Genomic DNA, 19,371 nt, shown 5'->3' on the forward strand with positions numbered 1-19,371 from the left:
GTAAAGCCGGCATACTGTGTTCGTCCACTCAGCCATTGGAGAACACATTCCATGAATCGCATTCCCGCTTTCGGCCTCGGCACGTTCCGCCTGAAAGATCAGGTCGTCATGGATTCGGTGCGCAACGGCCTCGAACTCGGCTACGGCGCCATCGATACCGCGCAGATCTACGGCAACGAAGCCGAAGTCGGCGAAGCGATCGCCGCATCGGGCGTGCCCCGCTCCGACATCTTTCTGACCACGAAAATCTGGACCGAGAACGCCTCGCGCAGCAAGCTCGTTCCGAGCCTCAAAGAGAGCCTGACGAAGCTGCGCGTCGATGAAGTGGATCTCACGCTGATCCACTGGCCCGCGCCGGAGCACGGCACGCTGCTCGAAGAATTCATGAGCGCGCTCGCCGATGCGAAGACGCAAGGTCTCACGAAGCAGATCGGCATCTCCAACTTCAACATCGAACTGACGAAGCAGGCGATCGATGTCGTCGGACGCGAGAACATCGCGACCAATCAGATCGAACTGAGCCCGTATCTGCAGAATCGCAAGCTCGTCGCGTTTCTGCGCGAGCAAGGCATTCAGGTCACGTCGTATATGACGCTCGCCTACGGCAAGGTGCTGAAGGATCCGGTCATCGGCGAGATCGCGAAGCGGCATCACGCGACGCCCGCGCAAGTCACGCTCGCATGGGCGCTGCAACTCGGCTATGCGGTGATTCCGTCATCGACGAAACGCGAGAACCTCGCGAGCAATCTGCTCTCGCAGCAACTCAGGCTGACCGCCGAAGACATGGCGCAGATCGCGGAACTCGAACGCAATGGCCGTGAAGTCAGTCCGGAAGGCCTCGCGCCGATTTGGGACTGAAGCGCGGTTTGATGCGATGCAACGAAGCGCCCTCGACGAATAGGCACTTTCAGCCAAAGCGTCGTTCGCATAAGACGCGCGGCTTGCCGAGTGACCCGCAAGAAACTAAGACATACTGAGCGAGCACTTGCGGCGTCACGACGGAAGGGGTGCATCATGGGCAAGAACATCGTTTTCTGCGCGGACGGAACATGGAACGGTCCGAACACCGACCACGACAACGACGGCATTCCGGACACCACCAACGTACTGAAGGCATTCCTTCTGTTATCCGGCGAGCCGGACCCCGCCTCGACGCTTCTCGCCTCCGAACAGGAGATCGCGGAGCCCGGACCTGACGGACAGGTCGCCAAGTATCTGCATGGCGTGGGCGATTCGCGCAACGTCATCAGGAAGCTGGTGGGCGGAGCATTTGGCGACGGCATCATCGCGCGCATCGTGCGCGGCTATACCTTCATATCGCGCAACTACAAGCCGGGCGATCACATCGTTCTGATGGGCTTCAGCCGCGGCGCGTACACGGCGCGTGCGCTCGGCGGAATGATCGCGAACGTCGGCCTGCTCGACACCAGCAAATACGAAAGCAACGACAAGGCGCTCGCGTATCGCATGGGCATTCTCGCGTGGCGCAAGTATCGCGAGTCGAGACCAACGGCAGGCGCGAGCGGCGGCGGTTTGAAGGGCCTGCTGGAGAAGATCGTCAATTTCGAGCCGTCGCTCGCGTTCACGAGGTTGCAGCCCGGCGACACGATTGCCGTCGATGAAATCCACGCTATCGGCGTATGGGACACGGTCGGCGCGCTCGGCATTCCGATCTATCTCGACAGCGAGGACTCGACGGTCGATCTGTTCCGTTTCGCCGACACCGCGCTCAGCCCGAAGGTGAAATTCGGCGTTCACGCGATCAGTCTCGACGAGCAGCGCGGCGATTTCACGCCGACGCTCTGGGACACCCGCGCGGGCGTCACGCAGGTGCTGTTCGCCGGCGCGCATGCCGATGTCGGAGGCGGCTATTCGAACGATGAATCGGGCCTCTCGGATATCGCCTGCGAATGGATGCTGAACCGTCTGGCCGATCCGTCGATCGGCGTGCGTCTCAAGGCGCAGCCGTGGACCTTGCAGCCGGACTTTCTCGGCGCGGCGCATTCGCCGTGGAAGGAGCCGCCCTTCTCGCTGCGCCCGTCCGGCCCGCGCGGGCCGTTCGCCTTTCCGCAGGATATCGGCGCGCATGTTTCAGTCGCCCAGCGCCTCGGCCTCGTGACGGTGGACGGAAAGCCGGTGCCCGTTCCCAATCCGTATTTGCCGACCGTTCTCGGCCCGGCCTTCACCACGCACACCAACTGGATCATGTCCTGAAAACGATCCGGGCCCGGGACTCTCGTTCCCGGGCCCGCTTTGTTACTACCACTTCGCGCTCTTGTGGCGATTGCGTCCGATCGTGTCCCACAGCTTGCGCGCCTGCTTCTGCACCGACTTCGCGTGTTCCTCGTGGTGAGGCTCCGTGTCACCGGCATGAGCAGCCGTGGCGCCGCGTTTCGGGCGCTTGAACATTTCGGCGAATCTCATCGCAACCTCCTTTCGCGGCTAGCACACCGCAAAAATAGTCTACTCCGGCTGGCGCTTCGCGGCACGGCCTTTCATGCCGCCGATGCCGTGTGTCTCGGCTGCGTCAGCATCGCCGGTTGCAGGATTTCGTCGAGCTGCAACTGGCTCAACAACCCTTTTTCGATGACGATCTGCGCGACGCTCTTGCCGGACGCGAGCGCTTCCTTCGCGACTTCCGTCGAGTTCGTGTAACCGATATACGGATTGAGCGCCGTGACGATGCCGATCGAACTTTCGACGATCATGCGCAGGCGCTCGCGATTCGCGGTGATGCCATCGACACATTTCGACGCGAGCGTGAGGCACCCCGCGCGCAAATGAGCGACGCTCTTGAACAGGCTATGCGCGATGATCGGTTCGAACGCGTTGAGCTGAAGCTGGCCCGCCTCGGCGGCGAAGGTCACGGTCACGTCATTGCCGATGACCTCGAACGCGATCTGATTGACGACCTCCGGAATCACCGGATTCACCTTGCCCGGCATGATGCTCGAACCGGCCTGCACCGGCGGCAGGTTGATTTCGCCGAGGCCCGCGCGCGGCCCGCTCGAGAGCAGCCGGAGATCGTTGCAGGTCTTCGAGAGCTTGACCGCGACGCGCTTCAGGACGCCGGAAAGCTGCACGAACGCGCCGACATCCTGGGTTGCCTCGACGAGATTCGGCGATGTCGTGAGCGCGATGCCGGTCACCTCGCTCAGATGCCTGCATGCGAGTTGCGCGTATTCCGGATGCGTGTTGATGCCCGTGCCGATCGCCGTCGCGCCGAGGTTGATCTCGCAGATCAGCCGGGCCGCTTCTTTGAGCCGCTCTTCGTCCTCGCCGAGCATCACCGCGAACGTGCTGAATTCCTGACCGAGCGTCATCGGCACGGCGTCCTGAAGCTGCGTGCGGCCCATCTTCAGATCGTTGCCGAACTCCAGCGCCTTGCGTTCGAACGACGCGCGCAGCACGCCCATCGCGTCGATCAACTGCATGATGCCCGCATACGTGGCGACCTTCAGCGCGGTCGGATAGACATCGTTGGTGCTCTGGCCGAGATTCACGTCTTCGTTCGGATGCAGCACGCCGTATTCGCCGCGCTGATGCCCGAGATGTTCGAGCGCGAGATTGGCGATGACCTCGTTCGCGTTCATGTTCGTCGATGTGCCCGCGCCGCCCTGAATCACATCGACGACGAAGTGCTCGTGCGCCGTGCCCGAGCGCACTTGCCTGCATGCCTGCACGATGGCCTGCGTCTTCACTTCGTTCAGGAGACCGAGGCCGTGGTTCGCGAGCGCGGCCGCTTCCTTGACGCTCGCCAGTGCGTTGACGAGATTCGGGTATGCGGAGATCGGAATGCCGGTGATGGGAAAGTTCTCCAGCGCGCGCAGCGTGTGCACGCCGTAGTACGCGGTGGCGGGCACGGCGAGATCGCCGAGAAGGTCGTGTTCGATGCGTTCGGTAGGTGCGAGCATGGGTTCCTCTTCAGGTTCTGAATATGACGGGCGAACGAAGTCATCCGGCACACGTCGTGTGCGGGTTCGTCGCGTGGATGAGTTGATGCGGTTCGGGTTAGTGCGGCGGCTTCATCGCATGGGCGACGCATTCCCTCGCGAGCACATCGGTCGGATCGATGATGCTCACGCGCGCGCCGTTCGTGCCGATGACGTGCGCCTCGCGCAACAGAAGCGGCAGTTCCGTGCAGCCGAGGATGACGACCTCGACGCCAGCGGCAATCAGCCCGTCGATCGCGGCGGCGATGTCCTCTTGACATCGCCCGGTCGTGAAGCCGGCTTTCACGCCTTCGCTGCCGTAGATCGCTTCCATCACGCGCGCCTGCAATGCGGGTTCCGGCACGACTTGCCGCAAGCCTTGCGATTCGAGCGCCTTCTCGTAGACGCCGCTCGCGATCGTGCCGGATGTCGCGAGCACGCCCACGGAACGCACCGACGGAAACGCCTCGCGCAAATGGCGCACGGTCGTTGTCAGCATGTTCACGATGGGTATGCCGAGATACGGCTGAATGCGCTCGACGAACGCATGCGCCGTGTTGCACGGTATCGCGATGAGATCGACGCCGCCCGTCTCCAGCTTCTTGCAGGTCGCATAGAGCGAGATGGTCGGATCGGGTCCATCGCCGATCAGATTCTCCGTGCGGTCCGGAATCTGCGGGTTCTGTTCGACGAGCAGCTTGATATGGTCCTGATCGCGCGTCGCGGGTGTCGCACGCACGATCTTGTGAATGAAATCGACGGTGGCCGCCGGCCCGACGCCGCCCACCACGCCGACCTTGAAGATCGTCTCGGGCAATTGGTACTGGCCCGACACGACGTACTGCGCGTAAGCGAGATTCGAATCGACGAGCGGAACACGCAATGCGCCCAACTCCTCCGCAACGAGCGCGATCTCGGTAAGCCCAGGCACGATGACGTTGACGCCCTGCGCGATGAGATCCTCGCAGGCCTCGCGCAGCAACTCGACCGGACGGCCGCGCAGGTTGCCGCTCTTCACGCCATCCGCGCCATAGATGGCTTCGGTGACGAGATCGACGCCTTCGCTCGCGCGCGGATGAATCACCTCGAACTCGGGCGCGGCGAAATATTTCTCGAACAACTGCTTGCGCCGCGTATGAGCGGACGCGAGCACGCCGACACGCCGAACCGCCGGAAACTTTCTGCGCACATGGCTGCGCACGGCTTCGATCATGTCGACGATCTGCAGCGGCGAATTGGCGTTCAACTCGTCGATGAACGTGTGGCTCAGAAAGCACGGCAGCACGACCGTTGTGACGCCGCGCTTTTCGAAGCTCGCGATCAGATCGAAGATATAGAGCTTGCGCTGCGTCAGCGTCTCGCTGTCCGCGTCCGCGCTGCGGAACGGCTGCTGCTCGAAGATCGCGTCGAAGTGCTCGGCGTCGCGCGTGGCGGGCGTCGACTTGATCAGCTTGAAGAAGACGTCCGCGCTCGCGAGCGGACCGAGCCCGCCGACCACGCCGAACTTGCGAGCGGGCGCCGTGTCCTTGCCATTCATTTCGTGTCGCCTTCGAGTTGGCCGAACGAAGGCGTGCTCATCGCCGCGCGGCGTTCCTGCCGTGCGACGCGTTTGCCTTCCCACTTCGCGATGGCCGCCGTCGCGATGCTGTTGCCGATCACGTTGGTCGCCGTGCGCCCCATGTCGAGAATCTGGTCGATCGCGAGCACCAGCACGACGCCCGACGGCGGCAGATGAAACATCGGCGCCACCGCAGCGACGACCACCACCGAGCCGCGCGCGACGCCTGCCATGCCCTTGCTGCTCAGCATGAGCACGAGCAGCATCACGATCTGCGTGCCGATCGGCATGTCGATGCCGAACGCCTGCGCGATGAAGATCGCCGCGAAGGCCTGATACATCATCGAGCCGTCGAGATTGAACGCGTAACCGAGCGGCAACGTGAAGCCGACCACTTTCTTATCGACGCCGAACTCCTCCAGCTTCTCCGTCAGACGCGGATATGCGGCCTCGCTGCTCGCGGTGGAAAAGGCCAGCATCGCGGGCTCGCGGATCGCCTTGAGCAAGGCCCAGATCGGCTTGCCGAGAAACGCGTATCCGGCGAGGATCAGCGCCGCCCACAAGAGCCCGAGCCCGGCGTAGAAGCTCGCGACGAGCTTGCCGTACGTGGTGAGCACATCAAGCCCGTGCACCGTGATCGCGGATGCGAGCGCGCCGAACACGCCGATGGGCGCGAGGCGCATCACGTAGTCGGTCAGCTTGAGCATCGCGGGCACGAGACCCTCTACGCCGGCGATCAGCGGCGTTACGCGCGGGTCCGACTTGATCACGCTGAGCACGATCCCGAACATCACGGAGAAAACGAGAATCTGGAGGATGTCGTTGCGCGCCATCGCATCGAGCAGGCTCGTGGGGAACGCGTGCGTCACGAAATCCTTGAAGTTCAGGCCGGCGGTGTTGAGGCCGGTGGCGACGTCGGCGCTCGTCTGGGTCATGTGCAGGCCCGCGCCCGGTTGAAACAGGTTGGCGAGCACGAGTCCGAGCGCGAGCGAAAAGAGCGATGCGCACACGAACCACGCGATCGAGCGCAGGCCGATTCTGCGCACATCGCTCGTGCCTTCCATGCCGGCGAGCCCCGACACGAGCGTCGCGAAGACGAGCGGCGCGATGATCATCTTCACGAGCCGCAGAAAGATATCCGTGACGATGGAAAAGTAGCCGGCGATGACCTTCGCTTGCTCGGCATCCGCCGCCATGCGATGACAGACATAGCCGACGGCCACGCCGAGCGCCATGCCGGCGAGGATATAGAGGGTGAGTCGATTCTTCATGTGTCTCCGTCCTGGGATGACGCACGAACGGTCGGTCGCGACCGGCGTGCGCTCGGGGAATGGCAAGCGCATCGAAGATCGAGGCGCCGCGCTTTCTTGTGTCAGGACGGAATCTTAGGGAAGGCAGAAAAAACGTGAATGCTAGTGCTGCATATGGCTATGCAATTTTCGCATAGCGTCGAAAATCGCTACTCGGCAGGTCCGAACGACGCGCGAAGATGACGCCAGAGCGTGTCGAGCAATTCGCTGCGATTGGCGAGATCGCGATACACGCGCAACTCGAGCGCCAGTTGCCATTCGGACTGACCGGCGGCCACGAGTTCGCCGGCATCCAGTTCGGCGGTAATCGAACTCTTCGGCAGCCACGCGACGCCCTCGCCTTCGAGAACGAGCTTCTTCACGACTTCGGCCATATCGGACTCGTAATGCAGACGTAAAGCGGGCGATGCTTTCGATTGCGCCATCAACAACGCGAAGCAGCGTCCGAAGTAACTCGTGTCCGTGTACGCGATGTACGGCATCGGACGAGCTTTCGCGCCGGGCAGACGGTGCGCTGGCGCGAGCCTTTGATTGGGCTTGCAGACCGGCATGAAAGTATCGACGCCGACGGTCACGTACTCGTACTTCTGCGGATCGAGATGCAGCGGCAACTGCGGATGATGATAGGCGAACATCAGCTCGCAATTGCCGTTGACGAGCATGAGAATCGAATCGTGGACGTTCGCCGGAATCACCCGCGCGCGCACTTCGCCGACATGCTTCGCCAGCGTTCGCAACCACGCGGGCAAGAAGTTGAGCGCGATGGTATGGCCCGCTGCGATCTGCAGACTCTTGCCCGCGATGCGCTGCTCGGTGCGGATGATCGCGCGCGTATCGAAGAGCTTGTCGAGAATGTCTTCGGCCGCGTCGCGAAAGAGTTGCCCTGCGGGTGTGAGCGTCGGCGGAAAGCCGCTGCGATCGACGAGATCGGCACCGACCCATTGCTCCAGCGACTGAATGCGCCTGCTGAACCCGGACTGCGTGACGTTGCGAAACTCCGCCGCGCGCGAAAAGCTTTGATAGCGGGCGAGCGCGATGAAATCCTCGATCCACTTGATTTCCATGAGCCATCCGTCTCCGGTCAGGCGACGAATGGGCTCGCCGCCACGCGCCGGAGATTCTACGCTCGGCCTTGCGTCATCCGGTCATTCGATCTGCGCGATGCGCAGCAGATTGGTCGTGCCCGGCGTGCCGAACGGCATGCCCGCTGAAATCACGACCGTATCGCCTGTCGTGCCGAAGCCTTCCGCGCGCACGGTTTCGCATGCAAGCTCGCTCACTTCGAGCACGTCGACCACTTCCTTGCACACGACCGGATGCACGCCCCAGACGAGCGCGAGACGGCGCGCCGTACCGATGTGCGGCGTCATGCCGACGATCGGCGCGCCCGGCCGCTCGCGCGCCATGCGCAGCGCCGAGTAGCCGGAGCACGTATACGCGACGGTAGCGGCTGCATCGAGCAGGCCCGACACGTGGCGCATCGCATAGCCGATCGCATCCGAGGTATTCGCGCGCGGCGCGGCGTGCGACGCGGCGATCACTTCGCGGTAGTACGGGTCGCGTTCGGTCTGCGCGATGATGAGGTCCATCGTGCGCACGGCTTCCACGGGATACTTGCCGCTCGCCGACTCCGCCGAGAGCATCACCGCGTCCGCGCCGTCGTAGATGGCGGTCGCGACGTCCGATGCTTCGGCGCGCGTGGGCACCGGCGCGCTCACCATCGATTCGAGCATCTGCGTGGCGACGATCACCGGCTTGCCGGCCTTGCGGCACGCGCGCACGATGCGCTTCTGAATGGCGGGCACCTGTTCCGCGGGCATCTCGACGCCGAGATCGCCGCGCGCGACCATCACGGCATCGGCTTCATCGACGATCGCATCGAGACTGCCGATCGCGGCGGGCTTTTCCAGCTTCGCGACGATGCCCACACGGTCCCCGACGATCTTTCGCACGTCGCGAATGTCCTCGACGCGCTGCACGAAAGACAGCGCGAGCCAGTCGATGCCGAGCGTCATGCCGAATTCCAGATCGCGTCGATCCTTCTCCGTCATGGCCGAAAGCGGCAGCACGACATCGGGGACATTGACGCCCTTGCGCTCGGAAAGCGGACCGCCGACGATGACCGTCGTTTCCGCGAAGTCGGGCCCGCAGCGCTCGACGCGCAGTTGCACGCGGCCATCGTCGAGCAAGAGGTTCGTGCGGGCTTCGAGCGCCGCGAAGATTTCAGGGTGAGGAAGCGCGACGCGCGTGAGATCGCCGGGCGTCGCCGCGTCGAGATCGAGCCGAAAAGACGCGCCTTTCTCCAGCGTGACCGGGCCATTCGCAAAGGTGCCGATCCGCAGTTTCGGGCCCTGCAAATCGAGCAACACGCCGATGGGCCGGCCCGCATCCTTCTCGATGGCGCGAATGACTTCGAGCCGCCGTTGATGGTCCTCGTGCGTGCCGTGGCTGAAGTTCAGCCGGAACACGTCCGCGCCCGCCTTGTACAGCGCTTCGATGGTTTCGCGACTGGTGCTCGCGGGTCCCAGCGTAGCGACGATCTTTGCATTTCGAGTGCGGCGCATGCTTTTCAGCTCCTTTCAGGCGGCGTGGGCGGCTTTCGTGCCGATCAGCGCGCACACGGCAGCGGTCACTTGCGCGGTGGTCGCCTTGCCGCCGAGATCGCCCGTGTGCAGCGACTTGTCGGAGGTCACGGCTTCGATCGCCTGCATGACGCGCTTCGCTGCGTCGAACTCGCCGAGATGTTCGAGCAGCATCACGACCGACCAGAACGTGCCGACCGGATTCGCCAGCCCCTTGCCCATGATGTCGAACGCGGAGCCGTGGATCGGCTCGAACATCGACGGATAACGGTGCTCCGGATCGATATTGCCCGTCGGCGCGATGCCGAGGCTGCCCGCGAGTGCGGCGGCGAGGTCGCTGAGAATGTCGGCGTGCAGATTGGTCGCGACGATCGTATCCAGCGTCTCGGGACGGTTGACCATGCGCGCGGTCGATGCATCGACGAGTTCCTTGTCCCACTTCACATCCGGAAATTCCTTCGAGATTTCCAGCGCGATCTCGTCCCACATTACCATCGCGTGACGCTGCGCGTTGCTCTTCGTGATGACCGTCAGCAGCTTGCGCGGACGCGACTGCGCGAGTTTGAATGCAAAACGCATAATGCGTTCGACACCGGCACGCGTGAGGATCGATACATCGGTTGCGGCTTCGATCGGATGGCCCTGATGCACGCGGCCGCCGACGCCCGAATACTCGCCTTCCGAGTTCTCGCGCACGATCACCCAGTTCAGGTCTTCGGGCTTGCAGCGCTTGAGCGGCGCGTCGATGCCCGGCAGGATGCGCGTCGGGCGCACGTTGGCGTACTGGTCGAATCCCTGGCAGATCTTGAGACGCAAGCCCCACAGCGTGATGTGATCGGGGACGTCCGGATCGCCCGCCGAGCCGAACAAAATCGCGTCCTTGTCGCGGATCGCGTCGAGGCCATCGGCGGGCATCATCACGCCGTGCTCACGGTAATAGTCGGCGCCCCAGTCGAAATTCTCGAACTGGAATTCAAAATTTTGCGTGTTGCGTGCCAGCGCTTCGAGCACTTGCTGTCCTGCCGGAACGACTTCCTTGCCGATGCCGTCGCCGGGAATGGTCGCGATGCGATAGGTCTTCATGTCTCCGTCCTCCAGATGTGTGTGTGACTTCACTTTACCCACATCCCGGCGCGGAAACCGGCGTCAAACTTAATGCATTATTAAGTTTTATGCACGAATGGCGCTACCAGTTCGAACTGACGCGCGTCGGGCCGTCGGCATGCTGGCCCAGATAGTCGCGCAGGTGATCGACGAAGCACGCGACCTTCGCGGACAGGTTCAGGCGTTCGGGATAAACGGCGTAGATGTCGGCGGGCGGCGTGTCGTAGTCGTCGAGAACCTGCACCAGGCGGCCGCTACGCAAATACTTCGCGATGTCCCATTCCGCGCGCATCAATATGCCGTGGCCTTCGAGCGCCCAGTTGAGCGCCACTTCGCCGTCGTTGGTGCTCAGCTTGCCGTGCACCTTGATCGTCTCCGTGCGCCCGCCACGGCTCAACCGCCAGTTCCCATAGGCGGAATCGTTCTGCCGCAGCACGATGCACTGATGATGTGTCAGGTCATGCGGATGAGCGGGCTGACCCGCGCCACGCAGATAACCCGGCGACGCAACCAGCAGCCGCCGGTTGGACGCGATCTTCTTCGCGATGAGTCGCGAATCCGGCATCTCGCCGAACCGCACGGAGACGTCGATGCTCTCGTCGGGCAGGCTGATGGGACGGTCGGTGAGAAGCAACTGCACTTCGACATCGGGGAAACGCTGACTGAACACCGAAATCGACGGACCGATATAGGAGCGCCCGAATCCCAGCGGCGCGTTGACGCGCAACAGTCCCTTCGGCGCTGCGCGGCTGCTGGAGACGAGCTGCTCCATATCGTCGATGTCGCTCAGGATGCGCTGCGCATTCGAGAAGTACACCTCGCCTTCGCTCGTCAGGCTGATGCGCCGCGTCGTGCGGTTGAGCAGGCGCACGCCGAGACGATCTTCCATCGCCGAAAGCCGGCGCGAAACCGCTGGCGGCGTCAGATTCAGTTCGCGCGCGGTGGCGGCGAGACTGCCCTGCTTCACGAGCAGGCAGAAGAAACCCAGTTCCGAGTCCATGTTCATTCGTGAATTTTTTGCAACGATGTATTAAGTCTAGTTCGATTCATACGCGATTCCATCGGTTTTAACCTTGGTCCTGGCTAGTACGAAGCCGCACAAGACGGCTGACACCTTCGATTGATCGTCGGAACAAGGAGACATTCCATGGACATGGATCTGGAAAAACGCACCCTGCGCAAAATCAGCTGGCGCATCGTGCCGTTCATCATGCTGCTGTATTTCATCGCTTATATCGACCGCGTCAACATCGGCTTCGCGTCGATCACGATGAAAACCGATCTCGGCTTCACCTCCTCGATGCTCGGCTTCGGCGCGGGCATCTTCTTCTGGGGCTACTTCATGTTCGAAGTGCCCTCCAACATCGTGCTTCACAAGGTCGGCGCGCGGCTGTGGATAGCCCGCGTGATGGTCACGTGGGGCATCATTTCCGCGATGATGGCCTTCGTTCAGGGGCCGACGAGCTTCTACGTCATACGCTTTCTGCTCGGCGCGGCGGAAGCGGGCTTCTTCCCCGGCATCATCCTGTATCTCAGCTACTGGTTCCCGGCGCGGCACCGGGCGGGCGTGACGGCTTTCTTCATGGCCGCCGCGCCGATCTCCACGGCGCTCGGCTCGCCGCTCTCCGCCGCATTGCTCGAAATGAACGGCGTGATGGGTCTGCGCGGCTGGCAATGGATGTTCATTCTCGAAGCGATTCCCGCGCTCATTCTGGGCGTCGTCGTGTTCTTCTACATGACCGACAAGCCCGAAAAGGCGAAATGGCTGAAGGACGACGAGCGCGCGTGGCTCGTCAACGTGATGAACGTGGAAACCGCCAGCCGCGCCACATCGGGCGCGAAGCACGGCATCATCAGCGGCCTCGCGAATCCGCGTGTGCTGGCCTTGTCGCTGATCTACTTCGGCACGTCGGCGGGCCTCTATACGCTCGGCATCTGGGCGCCGCAGATCATCCGTCAGCTCGGCGTTTCGTCGATGACGACGGGCCTCCTCAACGCGATTCCGCCGATCGTTTCCGTGATCGCGATGATCTTCTGGTCGCGCCATTCCGACCGCACCGGCGAGCGCACCTGGCACGTCGTGCTGGCGTGTGTCGCGGCGGCGATCGGGCTCGTCGTGGCCGCGATGGCCAACAGCGTCGTCGGGCTCATCGCTGCGCTGACGCTCGTGAATATCGGCATCAGTTGCGCGAAGCCGCCCCTGTGGACCATGCCGACGATGTTCCTCTCCGGCGCCGCAGCCGCGACAGGCATCGCCACGATCAATTCGATCGGCAATCTCGGCGGCTTCGCCGGCCCGGCGATGATCGGCTGGGTGAAGGATCAGACCGGCAGCTTCGCGGGCGGGCTCTATTTCGTCGCGGGCCTGCTCGTGCTGTCCGCCGTGCTCACGCTCTTGCTGGCCCGCACCCAGAAAGCGCCGGTCACGCCCGGCAATGCGGCCGTGCACTGAAACCCGACGCCTCCCCCAATCACCACGATACGTCGTCAGAGGAATGCAACATGGATAAGGAACTCGCCATTCAGTCCGTCACGGACACGATGGCCAAATTCACCGCTTACATCGGCAAGCGTCTGCCCAAGGATGTGAAGGCGAAGCTCGCGGAATTGCGCACGATGGAAACGAACCCGCTCGCCAAGTCGATCTACGACTCGATGGACGGCAATCAGGAAGCCGCCGACAAGCTGAATCGCCCGAGCTGTCAGGACACCGGCGTGATCCAGTACTTTGTCGAGGCCGGCGCGAATTTTCCGCTGCTCGGCGAGCTTGAGGAAATCCTGCGCGAAGCCACCGCCGGCGCGACCCGGATGGGACCGCTGCGCCACAACGCCGTGGAAACCTTCGACGAAAAGAACACCGGCACCAACACGGGCACACAGATTCCGTGGCTCGACTGGCGCATCGTGCCGGAGAAGGATAGCTGCACCATCGACGTCTATATGGCCGGCGGCGGCTGCACGCTGCCCGGCGCGGCCAAGGTGCTGATGCCCGGACAAGGCTATGAAGGCGTGGCCGAATTCGTAATGGACGTGATCACCGAGCGCGGCGTCAACGCGTGTCCGCCGCTGTTGGTCGGTATCGGCGTTTCGACATCGGTCGAGACCGCCGCGCGCCTTTCCAAGCTGGCGATCCTGCGGCCGGTCGATTCGAAGAGCGACAACCCGCGCGCCGCGCTGATGGAAGAACTGCTGGAAGACGGGCTCAACGAGCTCGGCATCGGCCCGCAAGGCCTGAAGGGCAACAACAGCGTGATGGGCGTGAACATCGAGTCGTCGGCGCGGCATCCGTCGACTATCGGCGTCGCTGTCAATACCGGCTGCTGGGCGCATCGGCGCGGCAAGATCCGCATCCATGCCGACATGTCCTACGAAGTCCTTTCCCACGAAGGAGTGGTGCTGTGAAAAAGATTCTGACGACCCCCATCAAGAGCGAAGATCTCGAGGATTTGAAGGTCGGCGACGTCGTCTATCTGACGGGCCGTCTCGTGACGTGCCGCGATGTCGCGCATCGGCGGCTGATCGAACAAGGGCGGCAACTGCCTGTCGATCTCGAAGGCGGCGCGATCTTTCACGCGGGTCCGATCGTGCGCAAGAAGGACGACGGCAGTTTCGAAATGGTGTCCATCGGCCCGACGACGAGCATGCGCATGGAGAAGTTCGAGCGCGAGTTCATCGAGCAGACCGGCGTGAAGCTGATCGTCGGCAAAGGCGGAATGGGCCCGGAAACGGCCGCGGGCTGCGAGGAGCACAAGGCCGTGCACGCGATCTTTCCGGGCGGCTGCGCGGTGCTGGCCGCGACGCTCGTCGAGGAGATCGAAGGGGCGGAGTGGCAGGATCTCGGCATGCCGGAAACCCTGTGGATCAATCGCGTGCGGGAGTTCGGGCCGCTGATCATTTCCATCGACACGAAGGGCAACAACCTGATTCAGCAGAACAAGGCCGTGTTCAACGAGAAGAAGAAGCCCATTCTCGACAGGATCAGCGCGCAGCTCGGCTTCATCAGGTAAGCCGCGCGCCGCCTAGCTGGCCGGACGCAGATACGCGAGCAACATGTCGAGCTGCATGGCGGCAATCGACGCCTGATGGCGTTGCTCGACGTAATTGCGGCCAACGAATACATCGATGGTGTAGCGGTTCGACACGATGTAATAGCCCATGCCGACGAGCGTCACGTAGAAGTCGAGCGGATCGACGCCCTGACGGAACTGCCCCGCTGCCGCGCCGCGTTCGAGCGTGACGCGCAGCAGGTCGACCACCGGCGAGATGGTCTCGCGCAAGTGGCTCGAACGCTCCAGATAGCGCCCCTCATGCAGATTCTCGTTATTGATGAGACTCAGCCACTGGGGGTTTTCCCGCAAATGCGTCCAGATGGATTGCGCCAGTTCGCGGATTGCATCGGCGGGCTGAAGGCCGGAAAGGTCGAGGCGCTGCTCCCGCTCCGCGAACTGCGCGTACATGGATTCGAGCACGGCGACGTACAGCCCTTCCTTGCTTGCGAAGTAGTAGTAGAGCATGCGTTCGTTCGTGCCCGCCGCCGTGGCGATGGCGTCGACCCGCGCGCCGGCAAGGCCGAACTTCGTGAACTGCTCGGTGGCGGCTTCCAGAATGCGCCGTCGCGTGCCTTCCGGGTCTCGTTTTGCTCGTTGTTCGCTCATGGTTTGCGGCCCCCGATCGAATTACAACTGTTAATTGATGTCTGACATTATGCCGACCGTAACAGGCGCGGGGTTAGCTCCGAGTATAGGCATTGTTGCCGCCTTGACGACGAGAAAATGAAGCGCTAACAAAATAGCCCGCCGCTGCCTCCAGCGTGCTCAAGGATCGCGGACAAACGCCGTTAACTGCGGCACAGACCGTTTCCGCCATCACTGACCTGGAGCGCTCAGCAATGAGTCGTAGCCCAATCGTTCCGTTTGTCCACGGCGACGCGGATGGCAGTTTCATCGGCAAATCGCCGGCGTTTCGTCAGCTCGTGCGCATGATCGACCGGATCGCGCCGACCGTGCATCCCGTCCTCGTCTTCGGGCCTACGGGCTCTGGCAAGGAGCTGGTTGCGCGCCGCGTTCACGCGGGCAGCGAGCAGCGCGATCACCCGTTCGTCGATATCAATTGCGGCGCGATACCCGAGCATCTCGTCGAAGCCGAATTGTTCGGGCATGTCAAAGGCGCATTCACTGGCGCGGGCGAAACGCGTCAGGGCCTCTTTCAGCAAGTCGGCAAAGGCACGCTGCTGCTCGATGAAATCGGCGAACTGCCGCTCGCATTGCAGCCGAAACTGCTGCGCGTGCTGGAAACGCGCACCTTCCGCCCGGTCGGTTCGTCGACGAATCTGCGCTTCGAAGGGCGCATCATCGCGGCGACGCATCGCGATTTGCGCGAGCTCGCGAACGAAGGCCGTTTTCGCGAAGACCTCTACTATCGTCTCGCCGTTTTCGTGCTGGCCGTGCCCGGCCTCGATCAGCGTGTCGAGGACATTCCGTCGCTGCTCACGCACTTCGCCGGACAACATCCGCGCAAGCTCGAATTCTCCGCCGCCGCGATCAGGCAGCTCTGCGCGCATCCGTGGCCCGGACACATCCGCCAGTTGCGCAACCTCGTCAGCCAGTTGAGCGTGCTCGCGGAAAGCACGACGATCGACGCCGACGCACTCGCGCCGTTTCTCGCCAACGAGAAGGCCGAGCGCGTCTCGCGTGCGAATCTCGCCGACATGCTTCTGCAACTGGAGGGACGCGACAAGCTCGCCGCTGCCGAAGACCTGCTCGTCGATCGCGCGCTCGAACGCAGCGGCGGCAACAAGAGCGCGGCGGCCGTCCTGCTCGGGGTCGGGCGAAAGACCATCGAACGTCGGCTCAAGGCGCGGGAGCAGCATCATCGAAATGCGCGCACCGATCTGGCGCGCGCGAATGCGCTCATCGACGATGCCCGTTTCGCGGAAGCCACGCCGCTTCTGCGCCGCTGTCTGGAAACGCTGCAGGCGAATGGCGAGCAAGAGGAGGTGCGGCGTCTGCAGTTCGATGCGTATCGTCTGTTGGGCATGAGCCTGCGCAGCGTGCACGGCTGGCTGCATGCCGAAGCGACCGCGTGCTATGCGGCCGCGCTCTCGATCGGCGAAGGACTCTGCGATGCGCGCGAAATCGCGATGATCCAGTTCGGCATCTGGACGACACAGCTCACCACGCTGCAACTCAAGCACGCGCGCGCGACGGCGCACGACATGCTGCAACGCGCGCAAAACAGCGGCGATTCCGTCGCGCTGGACGAAGCGCATGTCGCGCTGACCAACACGCTGTTCTGGCTCGGCGACAGCGAGGAAGCACTCGCGTGCCTCGCGCGCGGCAATCTTTCCGGCATCGGACGGCACGATGCGCGCACCGGTTCGCAAGGCATCGATCTGGCTGCACTGGCATTGACGTTCGAAGGGCTATCGGCCTTTCACACCGGCGCTTTCGATCGGGCGCGCCACGCGATGGACATGCTGATCGAGCGCGCATCCGATGCGGGCGGCCATGCGTTCGCACACGCGATCAATCTGCAGGGCGCGGCGTGGCTCGCGTGCCTCTTCGACGACATGGAACGCCTCGGCCGGCTCGCGAGCGAACTGGAAGGCGTCTCGATCAGACACGGCTTCGCGTTTTATCGCGGCGTGGGACAGGTGCTGCGCGGCTGTCACGTCGCGTCGCTTGACCGCTTCGATGAAGCAGAAGCCGTCATGCTGGATGGCTTCGACAACCATATGATGAGCAACGGCGGCGCGCTGTTCTTCTCGTTCAAAGCTTGGCAGCACGGCGAACTGCTCTTGCGCGCGGGCCGCGCCGCGGATTGCAAGGCCATGCTCGCCGGCGCGATCGAAGAAACGCTCGCGCGCCAGGAGCGCGTCTATATGGGCGAACTGCTCGTCACTCAGGCGCGCGCGCAATGGGCGCTGGGCGATGCGGGCGCCGCGGAATCGGGATTCCGCACGGCGCTTTCGACGGCGCTCGCGCTCGGCTCCGTGCCCGCGCGCGTGGACGCCGCGCGCCATCTCGCCGGGTTGCTGCGTGCGTCGGGGCGCATCGAGGACGGCATCGATACGCTCGAACGTGCGTTGCGCACGCTCGTTCCAGGCTCAACGCCGCGCGTGGATGCCGCGATGGATCTGCTGGCCGAACTTCGCGAGGAATCGTCCTCGCCGATGCTCACGGACCGACGCGTTCGCGCCGGATGAACTGGACGGAATCGTCCACATCGGCTCGTTCGCGCGGACGCGACTGACCGTTTTCTCGCCTCTATCCGCGCCGACGGATCGGGCAGCGCACGGACAGCATGCGTTGGCACGGCGGTTGCTATATAACGCCTTCCACCCGAACGCGTTCGTGCGCCTCAGTCATGCTTCAATTCATCATCGAAAGAGACCTGCTGCATCTCGAGCGCGTCGTCGAACAGGCTTGCGACGGCACGTTCCCGTTCGCGTACTGGCATGCGCGCATCGATTCGCTCAGAGGGCCGACCCTGGCGTTGCCACTCGCGCAACGCATCGATCGTCTGAAGCGCAAGTTGTCCATGCTCGAATCGACACAGCGATGAAGCCAGTCAATGCAGCTTGACTCGCGGCGCGAGCAAGCGTCCGAGTCCATGCGCAGCGAGTCCGAACACAGTCCGGCGCAAGCCCGATACGGCAACGAGATGCTTTCGATAAAGCGCCGCGTACATCAGCTTCGCGATGAATCCTTCGACGAAGAACTTCCCGGTGCTGGTGATGCCGGCCACGCTGCCTACCGCTGTCGGCGAACCCAGCGACACGAGCGAGCCGTGATCCTTGTACATGAACGCACCGATCGCGCGCCCTTCGATGCGCGCGCCGAGCGCCTTGCATAAGAACATCGCTTGCTGGTGCGCGGCCTGCGCTCTCGGCGGCACGAGTACGTCCGCCGTCCACGCGCAACTCGCGCAATCGCCCAGCGCGAAGATGTTCGCGTCGGTTTCGCTCTGCAGCGAAGGCGTGACCTTGACCTGATTGATGTGATTCACGGCGATGCCGTCGAGCGATGCCAGAACGCCCGGCGCCCTGATGCCGGCGGCCCAGATCGTGATGTCGGCGGGAATCGATACGCCGCCTCCAACCTCGACGCTTTCCGGCCGCACGCTCGTCACGGATGTCGATACCTTCACCGAAATGTTCATCGTTTCGAGCGTGTCGCGCGTGGTATCGGACACCCTTTGCGCAAGCGCGGGCAACACGCGATCGCCTCGTTCCAGCAGCGAGATGCGCATGGCCGCGCGAGGGCTTTCGGAGAGCAGCCTGAACTGCTTCAACGTGTGCTCCATGCGCCTGAGTTCCGCTGCAAGCTCGACGCCCGTCGCGCCCCCGCCGATGATGGCGATGTCCACCGCCTCGTTCGTTTCCGTCGTGCCGTGCGCGCGCTTTCTCAGGCACACCTGAAGCAGACGCTTGCGCAAGCGCTCCGCCTGTTCGAGCGTATCCAGCGCGATGGCGTGTTCTTCCGCGCCCGGCACGCCGAAGAAATGCGTCCGGCTGCCGAGGGCGAGCACCAGCGTATCGTATTCGAGGCCACGAGGCGGCAGCACTTCGGCATCGCTGTCATCGGATTCGAACATCGGACCGATCTTCACGGAGCGGCTCGCGCGGTTGAGCGCCGTTATCTCGCCATGAACGAACGTGAAGCCGTTCCAGTGAGCGTGAGCCGCATAGGCAATTTCGTGCGCGTGCGTATCGAGGCTGCCGGCGGCGACTTCATGCAATAGCGGCTTCCACACATGCACGGCGCAACGATCGACTAGTGTCACGTGCGCGCGTCCCGCCTTGCCTAACCGGTTGCCGAGCCGGGTGGCAAGTTCGAGACCGCCCGCGCCGCCCCCTACGATTACGATCCGATGCATAGGCTGCC

17 protein-coding genes are annotated in these 19,371 nt (G+C 63.3%); 7 read left to right on the top strand and 10 right to left on the bottom strand.

Translation table 11 applies throughout. The annotated features are described in order from the left end of the window. Positions 1–51: 51 nt before the first annotated feature. Positions 52–858 carry a 2,5-didehydrogluconate reductase DkgB gene (gene dkgB, locus ACEN42_RS24345; RefSeq protein ID WP_371884963.1) on the top strand — a complete coding sequence of 269 codons (807 nt, stop codon included), beginning with the start codon at positions 52–54 and terminating at the stop codon, positions 856–858. A gap of 156 nt (positions 859–1,014) precedes the next feature. Next, a complete protein-coding gene (locus ACEN42_RS24350; RefSeq protein ID WP_371884964.1) occupies positions 1,015–2,214 on the top strand; it encodes a DUF2235 domain-containing protein in 1,200 nt (399 codons plus the stop codon). A gap of 45 nt (positions 2,215–2,259) precedes the next feature. On the opposite strand, the gene ACEN42_RS24355 is transcribed toward ACEN42_RS24350, so the two are convergent. The 8 genes from ACEN42_RS24355 to ACEN42_RS24390 form a co-directional block, all read right to left on the bottom strand. Then, positions 2,260–2,424, bottom strand: a complete 165-nt coding sequence (locus ACEN42_RS24355; RefSeq protein ID WP_187606771.1) for a hypothetical protein — start codon at positions 2,422–2,424, stop codon at positions 2,260–2,262. A 71-nt stretch (positions 2,425–2,495) separates the two neighbouring features. Beyond that, positions 2,496–3,914 carry an aspartate ammonia-lyase gene (aspA, locus tag ACEN42_RS24360; protein WP_371884965.1) on the bottom strand — a complete coding sequence of 473 codons (1,419 nt, stop codon included), beginning with the start codon at positions 3,912–3,914 and terminating at the stop codon, positions 2,496–2,498. Between the two features lie 97 nt (positions 3,915–4,011). Then, a complete protein-coding gene (locus ACEN42_RS24365; RefSeq protein WP_371884966.1) occupies positions 4,012–5,469 on the bottom strand; it encodes an amino acid racemase in 1,458 nt (485 codons plus the stop codon). After that, on the bottom strand, positions 5,466–6,761 hold the full coding sequence (locus ACEN42_RS24370) for a dicarboxylate/amino acid:cation symporter (RefSeq protein ID WP_371884967.1): 1,296 nt from the start codon (positions 6,759–6,761) through the stop codon (positions 5,466–5,468). Before ACEN42_RS24370 ends, ACEN42_RS24365 begins: the two co-directional genes overlap by 4 nt. A gap of 188 nt (positions 6,762–6,949) precedes the next feature. After that, the gene (locus tag ACEN42_RS24375; protein WP_371884968.1) at positions 6,950–7,864 is read right to left on the bottom strand and encodes a LysR substrate-binding domain-containing protein; all 915 of its coding nucleotides are present in this window, start codon (positions 7,862–7,864) and stop codon (positions 6,950–6,952) included. An 81-nt stretch (positions 7,865–7,945) separates the two neighbouring features. Continuing rightward, positions 7,946–9,364, bottom strand: a complete 1,419-nt coding sequence (pyk, locus tag ACEN42_RS24380; RefSeq protein WP_371884969.1) for a pyruvate kinase — start codon at positions 9,362–9,364, stop codon at positions 7,946–7,948. Between the two features lie 15 nt (positions 9,365–9,379). Further along, positions 9,380–10,465, bottom strand: a complete 1,086-nt coding sequence (locus tag ACEN42_RS24385; RefSeq protein ID WP_035500507.1) for a tartrate dehydrogenase — start codon at positions 10,463–10,465, stop codon at positions 9,380–9,382. A 103-nt stretch (positions 10,466–10,568) separates the two neighbouring features. Then, on the bottom strand, positions 10,569–11,492 hold the full coding sequence (locus tag ACEN42_RS24390; RefSeq protein WP_371884970.1) for a LysR family transcriptional regulator: 924 nt from the start codon (positions 11,490–11,492) through the stop codon (positions 10,569–10,571). Between the two features lie 141 nt (positions 11,493–11,633). On the opposite strand from ACEN42_RS24390, the gene ACEN42_RS24395 reads away from it, so the two are divergent. The 3 genes from ACEN42_RS24395 to ttdB are packed head-to-tail and all read left to right on the top strand — an operon-like array spanning position 11,634 to position 14,493. Then, positions 11,634–12,938: an MFS transporter gene (locus ACEN42_RS24395; protein WP_250486626.1), complete on the top strand. Its 1,305-nt coding sequence runs from the start codon at positions 11,634–11,636 to the stop codon at positions 12,936–12,938. Between the two features lie 50 nt (positions 12,939–12,988). Beyond that, positions 12,989–13,888 (top strand): L(+)-tartrate dehydratase subunit alpha, encoded by a 900-nt coding sequence (ttdA, locus tag ACEN42_RS24400; RefSeq protein ID WP_371884971.1) that lies wholly within the window; start codon positions 12,989–12,991, stop codon positions 13,886–13,888. Beyond that, positions 13,885–14,493 (top strand): L(+)-tartrate dehydratase subunit beta, encoded by a 609-nt coding sequence (ttdB, locus tag ACEN42_RS24405; protein WP_238212232.1) that lies wholly within the window; start codon positions 13,885–13,887, stop codon positions 14,491–14,493. Before ttdA ends, ttdB begins: the two co-directional genes overlap by 4 nt. Before the next feature lie 12 nt (positions 14,494–14,505). Here ttdB and ACEN42_RS24410 read toward each other — a convergent pair whose 3' ends face one another. Further along, entirely contained in the window at positions 14,506–15,141 is a 636-nt protein-coding gene (locus ACEN42_RS24410) for a TetR/AcrR family transcriptional regulator (RefSeq protein ID WP_187606778.1), read from the bottom strand. Positions 15,142–15,374: 233 nt separating this feature from the next. On the opposite strand from ACEN42_RS24410, the gene ACEN42_RS24415 reads away from it, so the two are divergent. Together ACEN42_RS24415 and ACEN42_RS24420 are read left to right on the top strand one after the other, a co-directional pair. Then, positions 15,375–17,690, top strand: a complete 2,316-nt coding sequence (locus ACEN42_RS24415; protein WP_371884972.1) for a sigma 54-interacting transcriptional regulator — start codon at positions 15,375–15,377, stop codon at positions 17,688–17,690. Positions 17,691–17,851: 161 nt separating this feature from the next. Continuing rightward, positions 17,852–18,049 (top strand): hypothetical protein, encoded by a 198-nt coding sequence (locus tag ACEN42_RS24420; RefSeq protein WP_187606780.1) that lies wholly within the window; start codon positions 17,852–17,854, stop codon positions 18,047–18,049. A 6-nt stretch (positions 18,050–18,055) separates the two neighbouring features. Here the strand turns inward: ACEN42_RS24420 and ACEN42_RS24425 are convergent, their stop codons facing one another. After that, positions 18,056–19,363: an NAD(P)/FAD-dependent oxidoreductase gene (locus tag ACEN42_RS24425; protein ID WP_371884973.1), complete on the bottom strand. Its 1,308-nt coding sequence runs from the start codon at positions 19,361–19,363 to the stop codon at positions 18,056–18,058. Positions 19,364–19,371: the final 8 nt, after the last annotated feature.

It is taken from the genome of Caballeronia sp. S22 (assembly GCF_964261745.1).
In the GTDB taxonomy this organism is placed as follows: Bacteria; Pseudomonadota; Gammaproteobacteria; order Burkholderiales; family Burkholderiaceae; genus Caballeronia; species Caballeronia jiangsuensis.